Consider the following 17,634-nt stretch of genomic DNA (forward strand, 5'->3'; position numbering starts at 1 on the left):
GGTAGTACAGAAAATGAAGGTGTTCCAAATGAATGTGAATATTGTCACAATATCGCCAAAGTGAAAACGGTTTCTGCTGTAGTTAGAGTTTGTGAATGATGTTACAATCTATTTGTAACAGAGATAACAAAAACATGAAACAGATTGTTCGAAGGGTGGAGAATCATTATGGAAACATTAAATCATGCTAAAGTAACACGAGTCGCACTTGTAGGGGCAGGGGCAGTAGGTGCGAGTTTCGCTTATCAATTGACGACAGCTAGTCTATGTGAAGAACTTGTCATCATCGATATTAATAAAGCCAAGGCAGAAGGAGAAGCGATGGACTTGAACCATGGGGTTTCATTCGCTTCATCACCGATGCGCGTCTGGGCAGGGGATTACTCGGATTGTGGCGTCGCTGACATCGTGGTCATCACGGCTGGTGCACCACAGCGTCCAGGTGAAACGCGTCTTGACCTCGTTGAAAAGAATGCAAAGATCATGAAATCCATGATTTCAGACATTATGGACTCTGGTTTTGACGGAATTATCATCATTGCTTCAAACCCGGTCGACATCATGACTCATCTCGCATGGAAATATTCTGGTCTTCCGAAACATCGTGTCTTCGGTTCAGGAACCGTGTTAGATACGTCTCGCTTGCGATACATGCTCGGTGACTATTTCAACGTCGACCCGCGCAACTGTCATGCCTACATCATGGGGGAGCATGGCGATACGGAGTTTGCTGCCTGGAGCAACGCGCGTATTTATGGAAAATCAGTTGAACAATTACTAGACGAGCACGATGAGTACAGCTGGGAAGACCTTGAGGATATTTATGTCAATGTTCGTGACGCAGCATATCATATCATCGAACGTAAAGGTGCGACGTACTATGCGATTGGACTCGGCCTCCTTCGGTTGGTCAAGGCTGTCCTTCGTAACGAGAACACGTTGTTGACAGTCGGTGCCCATCTTGATGGGGAGTATGGGTTACACGATATCCATATCGGTGTGCCAGCAATCATCAACCGTCAAGGTGTGCGTGAAGTCGTAGAGATTGAGTTGTCACAAGAAGAGCATGAGAAAATGCAACATTCTGCGAACGTACTCATGAAAACGATGGAACCTGTCTTGTAATCTCCATCCTTTGGAAACCCGTAGCCATATGGTTACGGGTTTTTATACATATAGAACGAATCATCGTTTGGTCGTGGGTCGTGTCGTGATTTACAATAGAATTGAGAGAGAGGAGGGGTTTCGTTGGCGACAACTTGTTTTTGGGAAGATATTTATCGAAGAGTCGAAAACGGTGGGCGAATTGAAGGCATACTCGAACCCTCCCGTGCGGTCATCTTGTTCGATACGAAAGCAGGTGATCGGTATGATTTGTTCATTCAGACTGAAAAAGCATGGGCGAATCACCTTGGGATGGATATTCATGCGATTTTGAACGCATTTCGCTTATCTCGCATCGGGCGGAAACGATTGACCATTCATATCTATGGTGAGCGTCTCGTGGATGAAGAGCGTGTGGACTCGTTGACGTTCCAAATCCCTGCGAAAGTGACATTGTCCCGTTCGATTTGCACACCGACTATGGAAGAAGACCGGTTCCGACTGCTAGCGGTCTCCCTCGATCGCCAGAAAAAAGCAGAGCTGAAGAAGCGATTCTCGTTCGGTCAACCGAAAGTCGTATATGGTCTCATGCTACTCACATTTGTAGTGATGTGGTTAGCGGAGTCGGTCGGCTCGACCTTCGACCCGAATACGCTGATTGCGTTTGGTGCAAAAGTGAACCCGCTTATAGAACAAGGGGAATGGTGGCGTTTGATTACACCGATGTTCCTGCATATCGGTTGGTTCCACTTTGCGATTAATATGTTTGCACTCTGGTCGCTCGGTCCGCTCGTCGAACGGATGTACGGCTCCATACGATTTTTAATCATCTACTTGCTCAGTGGAGTATTAGCGACATCCGCATCGTTTGCATTCAGCGAATCGATATCAGCAGGCGCTTCAGGAGCGCTATTTGGATTGGTCGGTGCGCTCTTGTACTTTGGGTTGCGGGATCGTTCTCTCTTCATGAAGACGCTCGGACCTCCGCTCTTTATTATGTTAGGATTAAACGTAGGACTTGCGTTTGTATTAGGTGCAGGTCTTGACCATTTCGCGCATGCGGGAGGTCTGATTGGTGGTTTTGTCGTCTCGGGGGTCGTCGGGCTACCGGATGAGAAGAACCGTATACAACGAATCTTATTTTCCGTACTCACCATCTCGATGTTTGGACTACTCGTCGGGTACGGATTTTGGTAAGGGGAGAATTCAATGATTGAAACATTAAAAACACTCGTTAACATCCCGAGTCCTTCCGGGATGACGGAAGAGGCCATCCGCTTCGCGGAGCAAGAATTGAATGAACTGGGTGTCAAGACGTCACGTCTACATAAAGGGGCACTGCTGGCCACATTTTCAGGTCGTTCTGGCAAGGCGCGTCTGTTGACGGCACACGTGGACACACTCGGTGCGATGGTCAAAGACATCTTGCCGAGCGGGCGTCTTCGTTTGACTCAAGTGGGAGGATACGCATGGACGGCAATTGAGGGAGAGAACTGCCTCGTCCACCGTGAAGAAGGAGAGGCGATTGAAGGGACGATCTTGATCCATCAGTCGAGTGTTCACGTCTATAAGGACACGAACTCTGCCGAGCGATCTGCATCAAACATTGAAGTCCGATTGGATGAAAAAGTGCATTCTCGTGAAGATGTGACGGCGCTTGGGATTGAAATCGGGGACTTCGTTTCATTCGATCCACGCTTTCAAGTGACCTCTTCAGGATACGTGAAATCACGCCACTTGGATGATAAGGCGTCGGTCGCCATTCTATTGGACCTTGCGAAAGACTTAATCCGTTATGACTTGCCGCATACCGTTCACTTCTTGATTTCGAATTATGAAGAGGTCGGATTTGGAGGGAACGCGGGTATTCCGGAAGACGTCGTGGAATACATTGCCGTTGATATGGGCGCGCTCGGGGATGGACAGCATTCCGATGAGTATACAGTCTCGATTTGTGCCAAGGATTCATCTGGACCGTATGATATCGGGTTACGACGGAAGTTCACGGCGTTGTGTAAAGCTCATGAGATCGCGTATAAGGTAGATATTTATCCGTACTATGGGTCAGATGCGTCGGCGGCGATTCGAGCAGGGTATGATGTGCGACATGCCTTGATTGGGCCAGGAATCGAATCGAGCCATAGTTATGAGCGAACGCATCTGTCATCAATGGAAGCAACGCGAGAGTTGTTAAATCGTTATGTACAATCGACGATGGAGGAAGAAGCATGAAAAACTTTTATGATGTCCAACAGTTTTTAAAATCGTTCGGTACCATTATTTACATCGGAGAACGGGATGCTGAAATCTCACTCATGATGATGGAACTCGACGAATTGTATGAAGGGGGCATCATCGAACAACGTGTGTACGATACGGCCAAAATCATTTTGACCCACGAATTAAAAAATTCAACAGATTGACAGAAATCCCCTTAGTGCAAAGGGTTGCACTAAGGGGATAATAGTGTACACTATTCAATGAAAGCGATTTAGTTGAGATGAGGAGTGAACGGTATGAAATGGTTATTAGGTATCGACATCGGTGGTACGACGGTGAAGATGGCCGTTTTAGACATGAACGGCATCATTTCGGATAAGTGGGAAGTCAAAACGGATATTCGAGAGAATGGTGTACATATTCCAAAAGACATCGCAGCTTCTTTTGATACGTACTTACAGACATCGGGTAAGAAGAAAGAAGATTTTGCGGGTGCGGGAATCGGGGCACCAGGTTTCGTCAACTTCTCAGAAGGCGTTGTCGAATATTCTCCGAACATCGGGTGGAAAGATTTTGCACTCGTGAGTGAGTTCGAAAAAGCAGTCGGTCTTCCGGCCGTGCTCGAAAATGATGCGAACGCTGCGGCCCTTGGTGAGATGTGGAAAGGTGCCGGCGAAGGGGCGTCAGAATTATTGGCGATCACGCTCGGTACAGGTGTCGGTGGTGGCGTGATCACAAACGGAAATATCGTTCATGGGACGGCAGGAATGGCCGGAGAAATCGGGCATATTACCGTGGAACGAGACGAAACGAAAGCTGTGAAGTGTGGTTGTGGTCGCCTCGGGTGTATTGAGACAATTGCTTCAGCGACCGGCATCTCGCGTTTGGCGTTACAGAAGCGTAAGAATCAAGATACTTCATTAAACGAGTTAAAAGAAGTGACTGCACGTGACGTGTTTGAAGCATATAAAGCGGGTGACTCGATCGCGACAGAAGTCATTGAAGAAATGACGGAATACCTCGGCTTGACCATCTCAAACATCGCGAACACGCTCAATCCGAAAATGATTGTCATCGGTGGAGGTGTCTCAAAAGCTGGTGACGCATTATTGGAGCCGCTTGATGCACAGTTCAAACGGTTTGCGCTCGAGCGGGTATACGAGTCGACAACATTCAAAATCGCTGAACTCGAGAATGATGCCGGTGTGATTGGATGTGCTTGGCTGGCACGGAAACACTTCCTTCCGACACGAGTATGAAACGGACGCGTCTGCACATTGCAGGCGTGTTTTTTTGTGGGAAAGGGTATGGGATATTGTAAAATTTGTAACGTCACAGTTGATTTTTTATTAAAAAAGGGGTAAGATTTGGACTTGATACTGGACGTGTACTATTCAATCCGAATTGTACAATGAATGAACAAATATAAATAAAGAATGGCAACTAAAACATGCCGAAAACTGAAAAGAGGAGGAGACCGTCAGATGAATTCATCTCAACGCTTTTCGAAGTTATCGACGAGACTGAACGACACGGTCCGCGCTTCGTTTCAAGAATATCGTCTATTTTGGATTTTTACGTTATTGCTTTGGACGAAGACGTATATCGTCTATCAATTTTTCTTCAACATTCCGATTGAAAACACCGCACAAGCTTTTATCTTACTGATTAGCCCAATCAGTTCGACATTATTCTTGTTTGCCTTCCATTTCTTCTTTAAAGGTAACAAACAAAAATGGGTGCTCTACACGCTCTATGCGATTGCATCGTTTATCTTGTTTGCGGACGCCGTGTATTATCGGGAATTCACGGACTATTTGACAATGCCTGTCATCATGCAACCATCGAACATGGAAACGTTATCGACATCATTCACTTCGCTTCTTGAATGGAAAGATTTAATCATTCTTGGTGACGTGTTTGTCCTTCCGTTTATCTTATGGCGAATGAACATGAAAGAGAATGTAGCTTCACATCGACGTGCGCTCGTCACATTCGTCGTAGCGGTCTCTGTCTTCTTGTTCAACCTTTCGTTAGCAGAAACGGAACGACCTGAATTGTTGACTCGTTCATTTGACCGTGAGCTGTTGGTGAAAAACATCGGAACATTTAACTTCCATGTGTATGATGCCATGCTCCAAACGAAAACATCGGCTCAAAAAGCGATGGCGGATGAATCAGAACTCGCAACGATTGAACAATTCACCCGTCAAAACTATGCGGCGCCGAATCCGGATTTGTTCGGAAAATATAAAGGGAAAAATGTCATCGTGGTTTCATTCGAATCTGCGCAGAATTTTACTCACAACATGAAGGCGCCGAATGGAGAGTACATCACGCCGAACTTGAACAAACTGATTGAAGAGTCTCACTACTGGCCGAACTACTACCATACAGTCGGTCAAGGGAAGACTTCTGATGCTGAGTTCGCACTCGATAACTCACTATATGGACTCCCACGTGGTGCTGTATACTTTACGAACGCCGATAATGAATTTCAAGCGCTCCCTGAGTTGGTCAAGGACGAAAATTATTACTCAGCCGTGTTCCATGCGAATAACAAATCGTTCTGGAACCGCGATCAAATGTACAAGAACATTGGCGTCGATCAATTCTTTGATGAAAAGAGTTATGACCTCGGGAATCCTGAAGACATGACAGAATGGGGTCTCCTAGATGATAGTTTCTTCGAACAATCCATTCCAATGCTTCAAGAATTGCCTGAACCGTACTACGCGAAGTTCATCACATTGACGAACCACTTCCCGTACACGATGCCAAGTGAAGACTATGAGCTTGTACCGAAATTTGAAACGAGCTCAACTACGTTGAACAACTTCCCGCAAGCACTAGCTTATCAAGATTACGCACTCGGTCTCTTCATCGACCAGTTGAAAGAGAACGGAATGTGGGAAGATACAATCTTTGTCGTCTACGGTGACCATTACGGTATTTCGACGAACCACAACAGTGCGATGGCAGAGCTACTCGGCAAAGATGAGTTGACACCATTTGACGTGGCGAAGTTGCAACAAGTTCCGTTTGCCATTCACTTACCTGACCAGAAAGAAGGGGAAGTGCATGAGACGATCGGTAGTCATGTCGACATGAAACCGACCATCTTGCACTTACTCGGAATCGACACGTCAGATACGATTGGATTCGGAAACGACTTATTCTCTGAAAATCGAAACAGTCGCGCGATTTTCCGCGACGGAACGGTCGTGACGGATGAATATGTTTGGACACAGTCGACATGTTATAACGCGACTTCTGGTGAAGTAGTCGAAGACACATCGTTATGTGGTCCGATGACGGAAGAAGCGGAAAAAATCTTGCAAATGAACGATGATTTGATTTACTCCGATCTACTCCGTTTCAAAGAACAAACTGAAGAATAATAAGTACGGACCAAGTCACATAGTGATTTGGTCCGTTTTATATAGAGGGAAGGAACGTGTAGAAAGGCATAAAAAAAGCGACCGAAGTCGCTTGATGATTGCGTATGCGAATCATTAACCTGGAATTCCACCGTAGATCAACGTGGCGACACCAAAGAATCCGAATACGAGTACAGTTAAACCTGCAAATACGAGCGGAAAGAATTGGCGCTTTTGGAATGAACGAAGCATTCCCCAAATAGCCACAATCGCGACGATGACGGAAATCCATCCGAACGGTTCATACAAATGCATGACGAGTTCCCCCTTTAATTATACGTCATGAAATTCATAAAAATTTCACTGAAATATCATTATTATTTTATCCGATTATAGAGTCGCTGTCGAGCAAAGGTTGACATCGAAACAATTTTGCCACAATATTGTTTTGAATAAGAAGGGGATGAATCCAATGCAAATCAAAAAGATTACGTCTGGCTTGGCACAAGAGAACGGCTATGTCATTGAAAAAGACGGCACAGTCGTCGTCATTGACCCCGGAACGGATGACCCGAGGTTCTTCGACACGATCGAACGTTTCGGTACACTATCCGCCGTCCTGTTAACTCATGCGCACTTCGATCATATCGGAGGAATTGATGCGCTCCGTGAACGTTACCAGGTGCCAGTCTATGTACACCGCTTAGAAGCAGATTGGCTGACAGATGGCGAAAAGAATGGCGCTTCTGCGTTCAACTTGCCGATGCCTTCAATGAAACCGGCAGAAAAAACATACGAAGGCGATGTATTGGAAATTGGGAGCATCGTATTTCGAATCTATCATACACCGGGTCATTCCCCAGGGAGTGTCGTATTGTTTATGGATGATGAAAGAATCGCCTTTTGTGGCGACTTGATCTTTAAGCAATCCGTCGGACGGACAGACCTGTTTGGTGGAGACCAGTCGACATTAATGGGATCCATCGATCGGATGAAGCAGCTCCTTCCTGATGAGACGACACTGTACTCGGGGCACGGTCCTCAGACGACACTAGAAGAAGAAAAGCGGACAAATCCGTTCTTCACATAAAAAAAGATTGTCTCCGGCGAGACAATCTTTTTTTACATTTGGAAGTTGCTCCAATACGTAAAGACAACGAAGAAAATTGTCAAATACGCACCAAAGACATATACATACGTTTTTTCAGTTAACTTTAAGTAACCAAGAGCGACGAAGAAAATCGTTTGTGCTAAGAAGACAAGTCCCATAACGATAAAGTCGCCAGTATGTTCACTACTACTTTGGTCGCCGCCTAGTGCGCCTACGAAAGCAAGTGCCGCCACTAGTCCAGTCCAAAAGCCTAGGACACGAAACATTCTTGCCATGTTAATCCCCCCATACGTGCATTATTCCATTCTCATTCACTATTTTACCAACACATTCGAAAAAATGCTATGGAAACGTGATAATTGAACAAAATAATCGTGAAAAATATGTGAAATCATTTCGGTAAATAAAGTTGTACAAAATTTATAAAAAAGTTGCACAAAACATGTACAAACGGGGTATAGAGATGTATAATCAACTTATACAAAATGAGCGAAGTGAAAGTTGAATGAGGGAGGAACATAAAAATGGCATCAGAACTAATGTTTTACACGTATCCAAGCTGTACTTCTTGTCGGAAGACGAAAGCGTTTTTACAGGAACAAGAACTTCAAGTGAGTGAGCGTCACATTTTCAGAGATGCACCAACAGTTGATGAATTGTTGCAACTCCTTGCAATCAGTGAGGAAGGAGTCGACTCTCTCCTTGCGACACGAAGCCAGGCCTTCAAACAACTTGATGTTGACGTGGAGGATTTGAAATTAAGCGAGCTTCTGAAGCTGATGAGCGAAAACCCAAAACTTTTGAAGCGTCCGATCTTAACTGATGGAAAAGAAGTGATTGTCGGATATGACAAGGTTTCAATCGAAACATATGCACGTCGCCACAACACTGCAGCGGTTCAAGTTTCATAAAACAAGTCCACTTTCAACATAGTGGGCTTTTTTTTATGCTTGTATCGAGGTGAACGAGATGAAGGAACTCATTGAGGATTTATTAGATGCAGCACGTCAAATCGGTGCGAGTGATCTTCATTTTATACCCGATGCAAACCAAGTAAAGGTTCAAGTCCGTTCTGCTAGTAAGCTTGCTGCGCTTCAATCGATGGATGCCGAGCTGTATGATCGCCTTACATATCATATGCGATATTGGTGTTCACTACCTGAATCTAATCAACGAATCCCACAATCAGGTGTCTATGAATTGAACCAAGATGTCATCCGGGTGACCTTTCTCCCGTCGTTCGCCCAGACGTCAATGTCTTGGCGCGTTCCCCATGACACGTTTGAACTCCAGCACCTGTTACGATCACACGATGTGGAACGATTTCAAAAAGTCGTGGCATCACATCATGGTCTTTTCTTTATAGGGGGTTCTACCGGAGCAGGCAAGACGACGGTACTGTATGCTCTGTTGAATCAGCTGAAGCATGAGCGAATTGTGACGATTGAAAATCCTCCTGAACAAATGGTCGATGGTGTCATTCAGCTGGAAGTGAATGCTAAGGCTGGACTCAGCCATCGACACTTGTTGAAAGAGACGCTTCGCGCCGACCCGGATATCATCGTGATTGGCGAGGTACGGACCGATGAAGAATTGATGGTCGCATACGATGCGGCGCTCAGTGGTCATTTGACGATTACAACCTTTCATACCGCATCGATTCAGGATGGGGAAAAGCGGCTGATGCAACTTCTTGGTAAGGCGACCGTGGAAAGACATTGGTGTGTACTGACTCGAAATCAGGAGGTGACTTGCGAATGGTCGACGTTCCGGTAATCCCATCGATCCGACTGATTCATCGATTTCTTCGTCTACAATCACGAGGTGTGTCATTGAAAGTGACCATGGAGACGCTTGAACTTCATGAGAAGGGAAAAATGAAAGACTGTATTCGAGAGATGAGGATTCGTCTAGAAGCGGGTGTGAGTTTGCCTGAGGTATTTTCCATCTTGATCACGAATCGGCAGATGCAAGAGATTTTACATACGGCGGACCACAACGGACGATTTATGGATGGATTGTCGCAAGTGGCGATGGTGCTCGAGATGCGACAACGGTTAAAGCAGGAGCTGCGGAGGCTAATTCGCTATCCGTTGATTATCTTCTTCATCCTACTTGCATTAGGCATGATTTATGCCTTATACATTTTCCCGAAATTAATGGGGATGGTAGATGTCTCGTCGCATGGCGGTGTGGGGTCGATTCTATTGTCGAATTGGTTCTTTCCTGTACTGTTTTCTATATTCGTGGCAATCTCGGTTCTCATATATGAATTTCATCGTCGAGGAGGAGAGCTCCCTTTTTACGTATGGAGACGTGGGAAAACACTCTATATGACCTATGTATTTGTCAGTGAATTATCCTTGCTCCAACATACTGAAACGAATATCAGGCAGATTATCAGTCGGCTAGCCGAGGAAGAGGGGGAAATGGCAGAGATGGCCAAGCGAATTCACCATCGCATGTCTGAAGGTGAAGGAATTGAAGCGGCGACGAGGTGTGAACCGTTTATCGATCATGAGGTTGTGAGTCTATTAGGTGTGGGTTCGATGAGTGGGGAACTTGGTAAATTGATGTCTCTTCATCGCGATCTTGTATTCGAAGAGATGGAGCAATACAGTCGGGGTTTGATTGAGAAAATTGAACCGTCTTTATACGGCATCCTCAGTGTCATGATCGGTGTTCTTTTTTACACACTCTATTTACCGGTCAAACTCATTATGGCTCAATTGTGAAAGGAGAAAGATGAAATGAAGGAAGAGCGTGGGTTCACATTAGTTGAGATGGCGGCAGTATTACTCATTATATCAGTTCTTCTTCTGTTACTTGTCCCTTCTTTGTCGGACGGGAAATCTCGTGCTGACCAAGTGAGTTGCGAAGGTAGCGTTCGAATCGTTGAATCTGAAATCAATTTGCACTACGCGGAACATAAAGCCTATCCTGAAACGTTAGAAGTGATTAAGCGTGCATCGGCTGCAGATCCACTCGTTTATAGCTGTCAATCCTCGACCTATACGTATTCTCCGACTGATGGCTCCTTAAAAAAACAATGAAAGGCTACACCTTGGTCGAAATGACATGGGTACTTCTCGTATTGTCGTTCTTAGTATTGATGAGTGCACCGATTACGAGACCGTTCGAACGAATGGAACTCTACAATTTTTCGGATTCATTGGTAGCGAATATTCAAGAAGCTGGGCAATTTCCCTATATTTCAGAAGAGGGAGATTGTGTGCCGCGATTGATTTGGATTTCGAAACAACAAACTTATCTGATTGTGTGTGGGAGAGAGATCGTCAGGGAGGTTGATGTTCCTGATGGGGTGGATGTATATCTTCCGACGTACAACACGTTGACCTTTTCACAAGCGACCGCCTCTTATGCGGGACAATGGAAATTCGTCAGTGGAAAGACATCGGTGACGCTCAAATTTCGAATCGGGACGTATGAGCCGGAGGTGATTACTCGTGAAAGTAGATGAATCGGGTTTCTCGTTATGGGAGCTGACTGTCAGTCTTGCGGTCATCATGGGATGGATTTTCATACTGGCATCCTTTGTCGTGCAAGGGAACGAACGAATCCAACGGTTGAGTGACACGCTCTTCATCTATGAACGATTACAAGGAGAGGTTCTGCTTGAAGCCACTGAACCAACAGGGCGTGAGCAAGTGTGTGAGAAAGGATTTTGTTTACCGACATTATGAAAATGGGTTTACGATGATTGAAATGACGGTCGTTTTGCTGATCCTTCCCATATTTCTTTTCCTTTTGGTTGAACTGCTCACGCTCGGTCAACATCTTTATGAACAGCCTAAATGGAATCATCATACGACGCCTCAACTGATTGTGCGCCGTCTGATGGATAGCGAGAACTGTCGTGTTGACGAAGGGCGGTTACGAGGTGATTTCGTCAAATCGGATGAGGAGCGGTGGTCATGGACAATCAAACAAGTAAATGGCAATTTGGTCATGGTCGGAGATGGAGGAGGAAACTTACTCTTTTTAAGAGGAATCGAGCAGTATCATGTCGAAACGGTCGGAAAGGGTTTTCGAATCGCATGGACCGATTCATCGTTCAGAAGAGAGCGGCACGTCATGTGCATGAAACAGGATTCTTTCTCGTCATCACCTTGACCATCGTTGTTTGGTTACTCGGGGCCGCGTTATTTTGGTATACTGATGTGGAACGAACGACGAGGCGACTGTCAGAGGAAATCTTAGCGATTCGCTTCGAATCGCATCTCTTATTGGCGAAAGAGCGTTGCGGTGATCGACCGTTAACGCTGCATAAACCAACGGGAACTCTGACGTGTCGTCCGATTGCACCGAATCGTACTGAAGTGAATATCGTGCTAACATCCGGTGAACGGCATAAAGAGGTGATTGTTTATGAATGATAACCCGTTTTATATCGTGGGGTTTATGGGTACAGGTAAATCTACCTTATTCTCGTTTCTGAGAGAATATGGGGAGGTCATCGATCTTGATTTAGTCATTGAGTCCATGACTGGGATGGAGATCGCTACATATTTTGACCGCTATGGTGAGTCTGCGTTTCGTGATGTTGAGTCAAAAGTACTGCAACAAGTCACTGCTGACTATATCCTGACCGGTGGCGGAGTGGTGGAACGCTCTGAAAATATATGTTGGATGCGAGAACGTGGTACGATGATCCATTTAAATCTTCCGTTCGACATGTGTTGGGAACGAATCAAAGATTCTGCGCGGCCACTTGTTAAAAGAGGACGGGAGGATGTTCATGCGTTGTTTCAACGACGTGATCAATTATATCGAAAAGCGAGTGTATCCATCGATGCATCTCAATCGCCTGAAGACATCGCCAAGCAAATCATCCGTATAAAGGGGGAAAAAGTATGATTTGGATTAATTTTGCCATCATCGTATTTTCATTAATCGGACTTGGGATATATGGTTATCTCTTGTTCAAAAACAAAATGAAACCAGAATTTGGTCGTTTGAATCGTCTGACGGAACGTTTTAAAATTCGGGCGGATGTGATTGGTCAACAGGTCAATGAAATCAAAGGACACGTGGATGCGGTTAATCGATCCGTTACTCAAATAAAAGAGTTCGGAGTCAATGCGAAGAATGAATCGATTGAATTAAAGCAAGCCGCCGTTGAGCTAACTCATGAAATCAAACGGACAGCGGGAATTGAACGTTCTGACGTTTCCACCGAGTCGAAAATATGAAATAATGAGGATGAAAACGTTTTCGTTTTTCATCCTTTTTCTTTTTCGCTTTTTTACCTATGCAGAAGGAATAAAAATTGTTAAAGTGGAATGGAAAACGAAAGATTTCAAAAACAAAAGCATTTTATGTTCGGGATTGGGGGATATTATGGAAAAGGTTACTTTGAAACGTACGCCTTTGTTCGATTTGATTGAACCGAAGGCGAAGATGGTTGATTTTGCGGGATTTGAAATGCCGATTATGTTCTCTTCGATTAAAGAAGAGCATTTGGCTGTACGTCAAAACGTGGGGATGTTTGATGTATCTCACATGGGAGAAATTCGAATCGAAGGGCCGGATGCGCTTGAGCAAGTTCAAAACTTGGTGACGAATGATATCTCGAAGATTAAAGTTGGTCAAGCCCAGTATAACCTTCTCTGTCTTGAAGACGGCGGTGTGGTGGACGATTTGCTTGTCTATCGATTAGATGAGGACGCTTATTGGCTCGTCGTCAATGCTTCAAATATTGAAAAGGACGAAGCCCACATTCGTCGATACGTTAAGGGTGACGTGGTTGTGACAAATGAATCTGATGAATATGGTCAGATTGCGATTCAAGGACCGAATGCACAATCCGTACTTCAAACTATCACAAATGTGGCACTCGACGAAATCGGGTTCTTCAAATTCATGAATGGGGACGTGGCGGGTGTACCATCGATCATCTCTAGAAGTGGGTATACTGGGGAAGATGGTTTCGAGATTTATGCTCGATCCGAAGCGATTTCTGCCATTTGGGAAGCGCTTGAAACCGAGGGTGTTACCCCATGTGGGCTGGGCGCACGCGATACATTACGTTTCGAAGCGTGCTTGCCGCTTTACGGTCATGAGTTGGATGAGTCGGTCACGCCATTCGAAGCGAATCTCAATTTTGCAGTTAAGCTAGATACTGATTTTGTTGGTAAGAAAGCACTCGTCACTCAAAAAGAGAATATTCCGAATCGATTGATTGGATTGAAATTGCTCGGTCGTGGGATTGCCCGCCAAGGGGCGCAAGTTGAATTGGATGGGAATGTAATCGGCGTTGTCACGACCGGTACGATGCCTCCGACTGTAAATGAATCAATCGCATGGGCACGAGTCGATGCACGTTACAAAGATGAAGATCGTTTTGTCATCGACATCCGTGGTAAAAAGATTGAAGCCGAACGCGTACCGACACCTTTCTATAAACGAACGAAATGAAACAGGGGGATTCAGAATGAACAGAATGGAATTTCGTTATTTACCGATGACCGAGCAAGATGAACGAGACATGTTAGAGACAATCGGCGTCGATTCAATCGAAGCGCTTCTTTCAGATATTCCAGAAACACTTCGCGAACAAGCATCATTGGCGGCGATTGGGGCTCCGCTTCCGGAAGTCGATCTCGTTCGTCATATGACAAAGTTGGCTGATAAAAACAAACATACGAAATCATACCCGAGCTTCCTTGGAGCAGGGATGTACGATCATCTTTCGCCAAGTGTGATGAACCATATGCTTTTGCGTTCTGAATTCTATACGGCGTATACGCCATATCAACCTGAGATTTCACAAGGTGAACTTCAGGCGATGTTCGAATTCCAAACAATGATTTGTGAATTGACAGGGATGGACGTCGCGAACTCTTCGATGTACGACGGAATCACGGCTCTCGCTGAGGCGACTTACCTAGCGAGCGCACAGACGAAGAAAAAACGTGTCGTCGTCTCTGGTGCAGTGCATCCTGAAGCGAAGGACGTAATCCGTACGTATGCTGACGGACCGGGGCTATCCGTTGACTACACAGATGTGGTGAACGGGGTGACGGACGTGTCAGACCTTGATTTGACGGATGCGTCGTGTCTTGTCGTACAATATCCAAACTTCTACGGTCGTATTGAAGACTTAGAAACATTGGCAGAATTGGCTCATGAAGCGGGTGCGCTCTTCGTCGTTTCGAGCAACCCGCTCGCCCTCGGAATTCTTGAGTCACCAGGAGCTCTCGGTGCGGACATCACGGTCGGAGATGCACAGCCATTCGGTATTCCGCAAAGTTTTGGTGGACCGTCATGTGGATATTTCGCGGTCAAAAAATCTTTGATGCGTAAACTACCGGGACGACTTGTTGGTCAAACGGTCGATGAGGACGGCAAACGCGGATTCGTGTTGACGCTCCAGGCGCGTGAACAGCACATTCGTCGTGATAAAGCGACATCCAATATCTGTTCGAACCAAGCGCTTAACGCATTGGCTGCTTCGATCACGATGTCCGCTTTAGGAAAATACGGAATTCGTGATATGGCCGTTCGGAATATTCAAACCGCTCATTATATGAAAGAAGCGTTAAAAGCTGCAGGATTCAACATCGTGGACGAAGGACCGATGTTCAATGAGTTTGCGGTGGATTTTGGACGTGATGCAGAAGAAGTATCGCGCCATCTACTCGAGCATGGCATAATCGGTGGTCTACCGCTTGGTACGTATGAAGGGGAGCGTCAGACACAGATGTTGATTTGCGCGACGGAATTGCGCACGAAAGAAGAGATTGATCAGTTTGTCGAAGTGGTTGGGGGGATGAAATAATGCAACACGAGCAAACGCTAATTTTTGAAGTATCACGTGAAGGACGGACTGGATATAATTTGCCGACACCGACTGTCCCAGAGGTTGACCTTGAGACGTTGTTACCGGCTATGATGATTCGAAAAGAGGCGGCGGAACTTCCTGAAGTATCTGAACTCGATGTCGTTCGCCATTACACGTCTCTATCTACACGAAACCATGGGGTCGATTCAGGCTTCTATCCGCTCGGTTCGTGTACGATGAAATATAATCCGAAAGTGAACGAAGATATGGCTCGTCTTCCTGGCTTTGCACATATTCACCCATTGCAACCGGTTGAGACGATTCAAGGTGCGCTCGAACTCATGGTGGACTTACAGGAGCAACTCGCTGAAATTACAGGAATGGACGAAGTCACACTCCAACCAGCGGCAGGGGCGCATGGGGAATGGACGGGACTCATGTTGATCAAAGCGTTCCATGAACGTAATGGGGATACGGCTCGTACGAAAGTACTCGTTCCAGACTCGGCGCACGGAACGAACCCGGCGTCCGCAGTCGTAGCTGGATTCGAGACGGTAACCGTCAAGTCGGATGAGCGCGGTCTCGTCGATTTGGATGATTTGAAGGCAAAAGTTGGAGCGGATACAGCTGCGCTCATGCTGACAAACCCGAATACGCTTGGACTATTCGAAGCGGATATCCTTGAAATCTCAAAAGTCGTTCATGAAGCTGGCGGGAAGCTTTATTATGATGGCGCGAACTCAAACGCGATTCTCGGGATCGCACGTCCGGGGGATATGGGCTTTGACGTCGTTCACTTGAACCTGCATAAGACGTTCACGGGTCCTCACGGCGGTGGAGGTCCAGGTTCAGGTCCAGTCGGGGTAAAACGTGACTTGATCCCATTCCTACCGACTCCGATCGTGACGAAGACAGATGATGGATATGGTCTCGATTACGACCGTCCACATTCAATCGGTCGAATCAAACCATTCTATGGAAACTTCGGGATCAACGTCCGAGCTTACAGCTATATCAAGACGATGGGCGCAGAAGGATTGACGCGGGTATCACGTGAAGCGGTCCTCAACGCAAACTATATGTTCGCGCGACTAAAAGATGCGTTCGACGTGCCATATGATACGTATTGCAAACATGAGTTTGTCTTGTCAGGGAAACGTCAAAAAGCCCTTGGTGTTCGTACTCTCGACATCGCTAAACGTCTTCTTGACTTCGGTTACCACCCACCGACAATCTATTTCCCGTTAAATGTCGAGGAATGTATCATGGTGGAACCAACAGAGACAGAATCAAAAGAAACACTTGATGCGTTCTGTGATGCGATGCTCCAGATTGCGAAAGAGGCGGAAGAGAATCCGGAAATCGTTCAGACGGCTCCTCATACGACGGTCGTCAAACGGATGGACGAGACACTCGCTGCCCGTAAACCGGTCTTAAAGTATGAGCGTCGTGAGGCGTCATCTGTAAAATGAAAAATGGGCGAGTCGATGATTGAATCGACCCGCCCGTTTTTTATGCTTTTTTAATCTTACCCTTCCAGTTCTTGAAGCCGCCTTCGAGCATGTAGATGTTGTTGTATCCGTTCTTCATCAGGAGTTTAGCCGCCTGGTTTGAACGTGAACTACCTTGGCAGTAAATCAAAATCGGCTGATCTTTGCGCAGTTCTTTCATGCGTAGTTTCATTTGGCCGACCGGGATATTCCGAGCACCAACGATATGTCCACCTTTGTATTCGTTCGGTTCACGCACGTCAATCAACTGACCTTTACGGAGTGAGGCGCGGAATTCTTCTTGTTTCATTTTTTTCAACCCGCGAGCTGGCATGAAACGCCATACGATGTAGGCGATCAAGGCAACCCATAGGAGGATGACGAGGATTGTTTCGAGTCCCATAGATGTTCTTCCCTTCTCTTTCAAAGTTACCATATCTCATTATAATGAATTTAAGGTCATGAGACAATGATTGACTCAATCAATCGGGGCTTTCCCTTTCGATTTCACTCTAGTTAGGATAA

General features: G+C 45.9%; 23 protein-coding genes. 20 read left to right on the plus strand and 3 right to left on the minus strand.

Annotation, left to right across the window (positions count from 1 at the left end; all coding sequences use genetic code 11):
- Positions 1-168: 168 nt before the first annotated feature.
- The 6 genes from KD909_RS05925 (at position 169) to KD909_RS05950 (ending at position 6,725) form a co-directional block, all read left to right on the plus strand.
- The gene (locus tag KD909_RS05925; RefSeq protein ID WP_211782662.1) at positions 169-1,125 is read left to right on the plus strand and encodes an L-lactate dehydrogenase; all 957 of its coding nucleotides are present in this window, start codon (positions 169-171) and stop codon (positions 1,123-1,125) included.
- 123 nt (positions 1,126-1,248) lie between these two features.
- Positions 1,249-2,301 (plus strand): rhomboid family intramembrane serine protease, encoded by a 1,053-nt coding sequence (locus KD909_RS05930; RefSeq protein ID WP_211782663.1) that lies wholly within the window; start codon positions 1,249-1,251, stop codon positions 2,299-2,301.
- Positions 2,302-2,313: 12 nt separating this feature from the next.
- Entirely contained in the window at positions 2,314-3,336 is a 1,023-nt protein-coding gene (locus tag KD909_RS05935; RefSeq protein ID WP_211782664.1) for a M42 family metallopeptidase, read from the plus strand.
- Positions 3,333-3,527: a YqgQ family protein gene (locus KD909_RS05940; RefSeq protein ID WP_012726602.1), complete on the plus strand. Its 195-nt coding sequence runs from the start codon at positions 3,333-3,335 to the stop codon at positions 3,525-3,527. Before KD909_RS05935 ends, KD909_RS05940 begins: the two co-directional genes overlap by 4 nt.
- A gap of 93 nt (positions 3,528-3,620) precedes the next feature.
- Positions 3,621-4,583, plus strand: a complete 963-nt coding sequence (locus tag KD909_RS05945) for an ROK family glucokinase (protein WP_031423300.1) — start codon at positions 3,621-3,623, stop codon at positions 4,581-4,583.
- A 225-nt stretch (positions 4,584-4,808) separates the two neighbouring features.
- On the plus strand, positions 4,809-6,725 hold the full coding sequence (locus KD909_RS05950) for an LTA synthase family protein (RefSeq protein ID WP_211782665.1): 1,917 nt from the start codon (positions 4,809-4,811) through the stop codon (positions 6,723-6,725).
- Between the two features lie 114 nt (positions 6,726-6,839).
- On the opposite strand, the gene KD909_RS05955 is transcribed toward KD909_RS05950, so the two are convergent.
- Positions 6,840-7,019, minus strand: coding sequence for a DUF2759 domain-containing protein (locus KD909_RS05955; protein WP_012726599.1), 180 nt, complete (start codon positions 7,017-7,019; stop codon positions 6,840-6,842).
- Positions 7,020-7,176: 157 nt separating this feature from the next.
- On the opposite strand from KD909_RS05955, the gene KD909_RS05960 reads away from it, so the two are divergent.
- Complete coding sequence (locus tag KD909_RS05960) at positions 7,177-7,794, plus strand: MBL fold metallo-hydrolase (RefSeq protein ID WP_211782666.1); 618 nt, start codon at positions 7,177-7,179, stop codon at positions 7,792-7,794.
- A 32-nt stretch (positions 7,795-7,826) separates the two neighbouring features.
- On the opposite strand, the gene KD909_RS05965 is transcribed toward KD909_RS05960, so the two are convergent.
- Positions 7,827-8,090, minus strand: a complete 264-nt coding sequence (locus tag KD909_RS05965; protein WP_012726597.1) for a DUF2626 domain-containing protein — start codon at positions 8,088-8,090, stop codon at positions 7,827-7,829.
- Between the two features lie 249 nt (positions 8,091-8,339).
- On the opposite strand from KD909_RS05965, the gene KD909_RS05970 reads away from it, so the two are divergent.
- The 13 genes from KD909_RS05970 (at position 8,340) to gcvPB (ending at position 17,091) form a co-directional block, all read left to right on the plus strand.
- A complete protein-coding gene (locus KD909_RS05970; protein WP_012726596.1) occupies positions 8,340-8,726 on the plus strand; it encodes a Spx/MgsR family RNA polymerase-binding regulatory protein in 387 nt (128 codons plus the stop codon).
- A 58-nt stretch (positions 8,727-8,784) separates the two neighbouring features.
- Complete coding sequence (locus KD909_RS05975) at positions 8,785-9,591, plus strand: ATPase, T2SS/T4P/T4SS family (RefSeq protein ID WP_211782667.1); 807 nt, start codon at positions 8,785-8,787, stop codon at positions 9,589-9,591.
- The gene (locus KD909_RS05980; RefSeq protein WP_211782668.1) at positions 9,573-10,550 is read left to right on the plus strand and encodes a type II secretion system F family protein; all 978 of its coding nucleotides are present in this window, start codon (positions 9,573-9,575) and stop codon (positions 10,548-10,550) included. Before KD909_RS05975 ends, KD909_RS05980 begins: the two co-directional genes overlap by 19 nt.
- 15 nt (positions 10,551-10,565) lie before the next feature.
- Positions 10,566-10,868 (plus strand): prepilin-type N-terminal cleavage/methylation domain-containing protein, encoded by a 303-nt coding sequence (locus KD909_RS05985; RefSeq protein ID WP_031423311.1) that lies wholly within the window; start codon positions 10,566-10,568, stop codon positions 10,866-10,868.
- Between the two features lie 20 nt (positions 10,869-10,888).
- Positions 10,889-11,296, plus strand: coding sequence for a prepilin-type cleavage/methylation domain-containing protein (locus KD909_RS05990; RefSeq protein WP_249199105.1), 408 nt, complete (start codon positions 10,889-10,891; stop codon positions 11,294-11,296).
- Positions 11,283-11,519, plus strand: a complete 237-nt coding sequence (locus tag KD909_RS05995; protein WP_047795193.1) for a hypothetical protein — start codon at positions 11,283-11,285, stop codon at positions 11,517-11,519. Before KD909_RS05990 ends, KD909_RS05995 begins: the two co-directional genes overlap by 14 nt.
- The gene (locus KD909_RS06000) at positions 11,425-11,949 is read left to right on the plus strand and encodes a prepilin-type N-terminal cleavage/methylation domain-containing protein (RefSeq protein ID WP_082131997.1); all 525 of its coding nucleotides are present in this window, start codon (positions 11,425-11,427) and stop codon (positions 11,947-11,949) included. The genes KD909_RS05995 and KD909_RS06000 overlap by 95 nt, the downstream gene beginning before the upstream one ends.
- Positions 11,913-12,212: a hypothetical protein gene (locus KD909_RS06005; RefSeq protein ID WP_041917913.1), complete on the plus strand. Its 300-nt coding sequence runs from the start codon at positions 11,913-11,915 to the stop codon at positions 12,210-12,212. The genes KD909_RS06000 and KD909_RS06005 overlap by 37 nt, the downstream gene beginning before the upstream one ends.
- Positions 12,205-12,693: a shikimate kinase gene (locus KD909_RS06010; RefSeq protein ID WP_211782670.1), complete on the plus strand. Its 489-nt coding sequence runs from the start codon at positions 12,205-12,207 to the stop codon at positions 12,691-12,693. The genes KD909_RS06005 and KD909_RS06010 overlap by 8 nt, the downstream gene beginning before the upstream one ends.
- Positions 12,690-13,028 (plus strand): hypothetical protein, encoded by a 339-nt coding sequence (locus KD909_RS06015; protein ID WP_012726588.1) that lies wholly within the window; start codon positions 12,690-12,692, stop codon positions 13,026-13,028. Before KD909_RS06010 ends, KD909_RS06015 begins: the two co-directional genes overlap by 4 nt.
- Positions 13,029-13,176: 148 nt before the next feature.
- Positions 13,177-14,253, plus strand: coding sequence for a glycine cleavage system aminomethyltransferase GcvT (gene gcvT, locus KD909_RS06020; RefSeq protein ID WP_211782671.1), 1,077 nt, complete (start codon positions 13,177-13,179; stop codon positions 14,251-14,253).
- 25 nt (positions 14,254-14,278) lie between these two features.
- The gene (gene gcvPA, locus KD909_RS06025; RefSeq protein ID WP_211782866.1) at positions 14,279-15,616 is read left to right on the plus strand and encodes an aminomethyl-transferring glycine dehydrogenase subunit GcvPA; all 1,338 of its coding nucleotides are present in this window, start codon (positions 14,279-14,281) and stop codon (positions 15,614-15,616) included.
- Positions 15,616-17,091, plus strand: a complete 1,476-nt coding sequence (gcvPB, locus tag KD909_RS06030; RefSeq protein WP_211782672.1) for an aminomethyl-transferring glycine dehydrogenase subunit GcvPB — start codon at positions 15,616-15,618, stop codon at positions 17,089-17,091. Before gcvPA ends, gcvPB begins: the two co-directional genes overlap by 1 nt.
- Positions 17,092-17,131: 40 nt before the next feature.
- On the opposite strand, the gene KD909_RS06035 is transcribed toward gcvPB, so the two are convergent.
- Positions 17,132-17,512, minus strand: a complete 381-nt coding sequence (locus tag KD909_RS06035; protein ID WP_012726584.1) for a rhodanese-like domain-containing protein — start codon at positions 17,510-17,512, stop codon at positions 17,132-17,134.
- Positions 17,513-17,634 lie beyond the last annotated feature (122 nt).

The organism is Exiguobacterium sp. PFWT01 (assembly GCF_018255795.1).
Lineage (GTDB): Bacteria > Bacillota > Bacilli > Exiguobacteriales > Exiguobacteriaceae > Exiguobacterium.

Bases quoted from the DNA above. Each gene is read 5' to 3' on its own strand.
- KD909_RS05925 (WP_211782662.1), top strand. From the start codon at position 169: ATGGAAACATTAAATCATGCTAAAGTAACACGAGTCGCACTTGTAGGG.
- KD909_RS05935 (WP_211782664.1), top strand. From the start codon at position 2,314: ATGATTGAAACATTAAAAACACTCGTTAACATCCCGAGTCCTTCCGGG.
- KD909_RS05940 (WP_012726602.1), top strand. From the start codon at position 3,333: ATGAAAAACTTTTATGATGTCCAACAGTTTTTAAAATCGTTCGGTACC.
- KD909_RS05945 (WP_031423300.1), top strand. From the start codon at position 3,621: ATGAAATGGTTATTAGGTATCGACATCGGTGGTACGACGGTGAAGATG.
- KD909_RS05950 (WP_211782665.1), top strand. From the start codon at position 4,809: ATGAATTCATCTCAACGCTTTTCGAAGTTATCGACGAGACTGAACGAC.
- KD909_RS05955 (WP_012726599.1), bottom strand. From the start codon at position 7,019: ATGCATTTGTATGAACCGTTCGGATGGATTTCCGTCATCGTCGCGATT.
- KD909_RS05960 (WP_211782666.1), top strand. From the start codon at position 7,177: ATGCAAATCAAAAAGATTACGTCTGGCTTGGCACAAGAGAACGGCTAT.
- KD909_RS05965 (WP_012726597.1), bottom strand. From the start codon at position 8,090: ATGGCAAGAATGTTTCGTGTCCTAGGCTTTTGGACTGGACTAGTGGCG.
- KD909_RS05970 (WP_012726596.1), top strand. From the start codon at position 8,340: ATGGCATCAGAACTAATGTTTTACACGTATCCAAGCTGTACTTCTTGT.
- KD909_RS05975 (WP_211782667.1), top strand. From the start codon at position 8,785: ATGAAGGAACTCATTGAGGATTTATTAGATGCAGCACGTCAAATCGGT.
- KD909_RS05980 (WP_211782668.1), top strand. From the start codon at position 9,573: ATGGTCGACGTTCCGGTAATCCCATCGATCCGACTGATTCATCGATTT.
- KD909_RS05985 (WP_031423311.1), top strand. From the start codon at position 10,566: ATGAAGGAAGAGCGTGGGTTCACATTAGTTGAGATGGCGGCAGTATTA.
- KD909_RS05990 (WP_249199105.1), top strand. From the start codon at position 10,889: ATGACATGGGTACTTCTCGTATTGTCGTTCTTAGTATTGATGAGTGCA.
- KD909_RS06000 (WP_082131997.1), top strand. From the start codon at position 11,425: ATGAACGATTACAAGGAGAGGTTCTGCTTGAAGCCACTGAACCAACAG.
- KD909_RS06010 (WP_211782670.1), top strand. From the start codon at position 12,205: ATGAATGATAACCCGTTTTATATCGTGGGGTTTATGGGTACAGGTAAA.
- KD909_RS06015 (WP_012726588.1), top strand. From the start codon at position 12,690: ATGATTTGGATTAATTTTGCCATCATCGTATTTTCATTAATCGGACTT.
- gcvT (WP_211782671.1), top strand. From the start codon at position 13,177: ATGGAAAAGGTTACTTTGAAACGTACGCCTTTGTTCGATTTGATTGAA.
- gcvPA (WP_211782866.1), top strand. From the start codon at position 14,279: ATGGAATTTCGTTATTTACCGATGACCGAGCAAGATGAACGAGACATG.
- gcvPB (WP_211782672.1), top strand. From the start codon at position 15,616: ATGCAACACGAGCAAACGCTAATTTTTGAAGTATCACGTGAAGGACGG.
- KD909_RS06035 (WP_012726584.1), bottom strand. From the start codon at position 17,512: ATGGGACTCGAAACAATCCTCGTCATCCTCCTATGGGTTGCCTTGATC.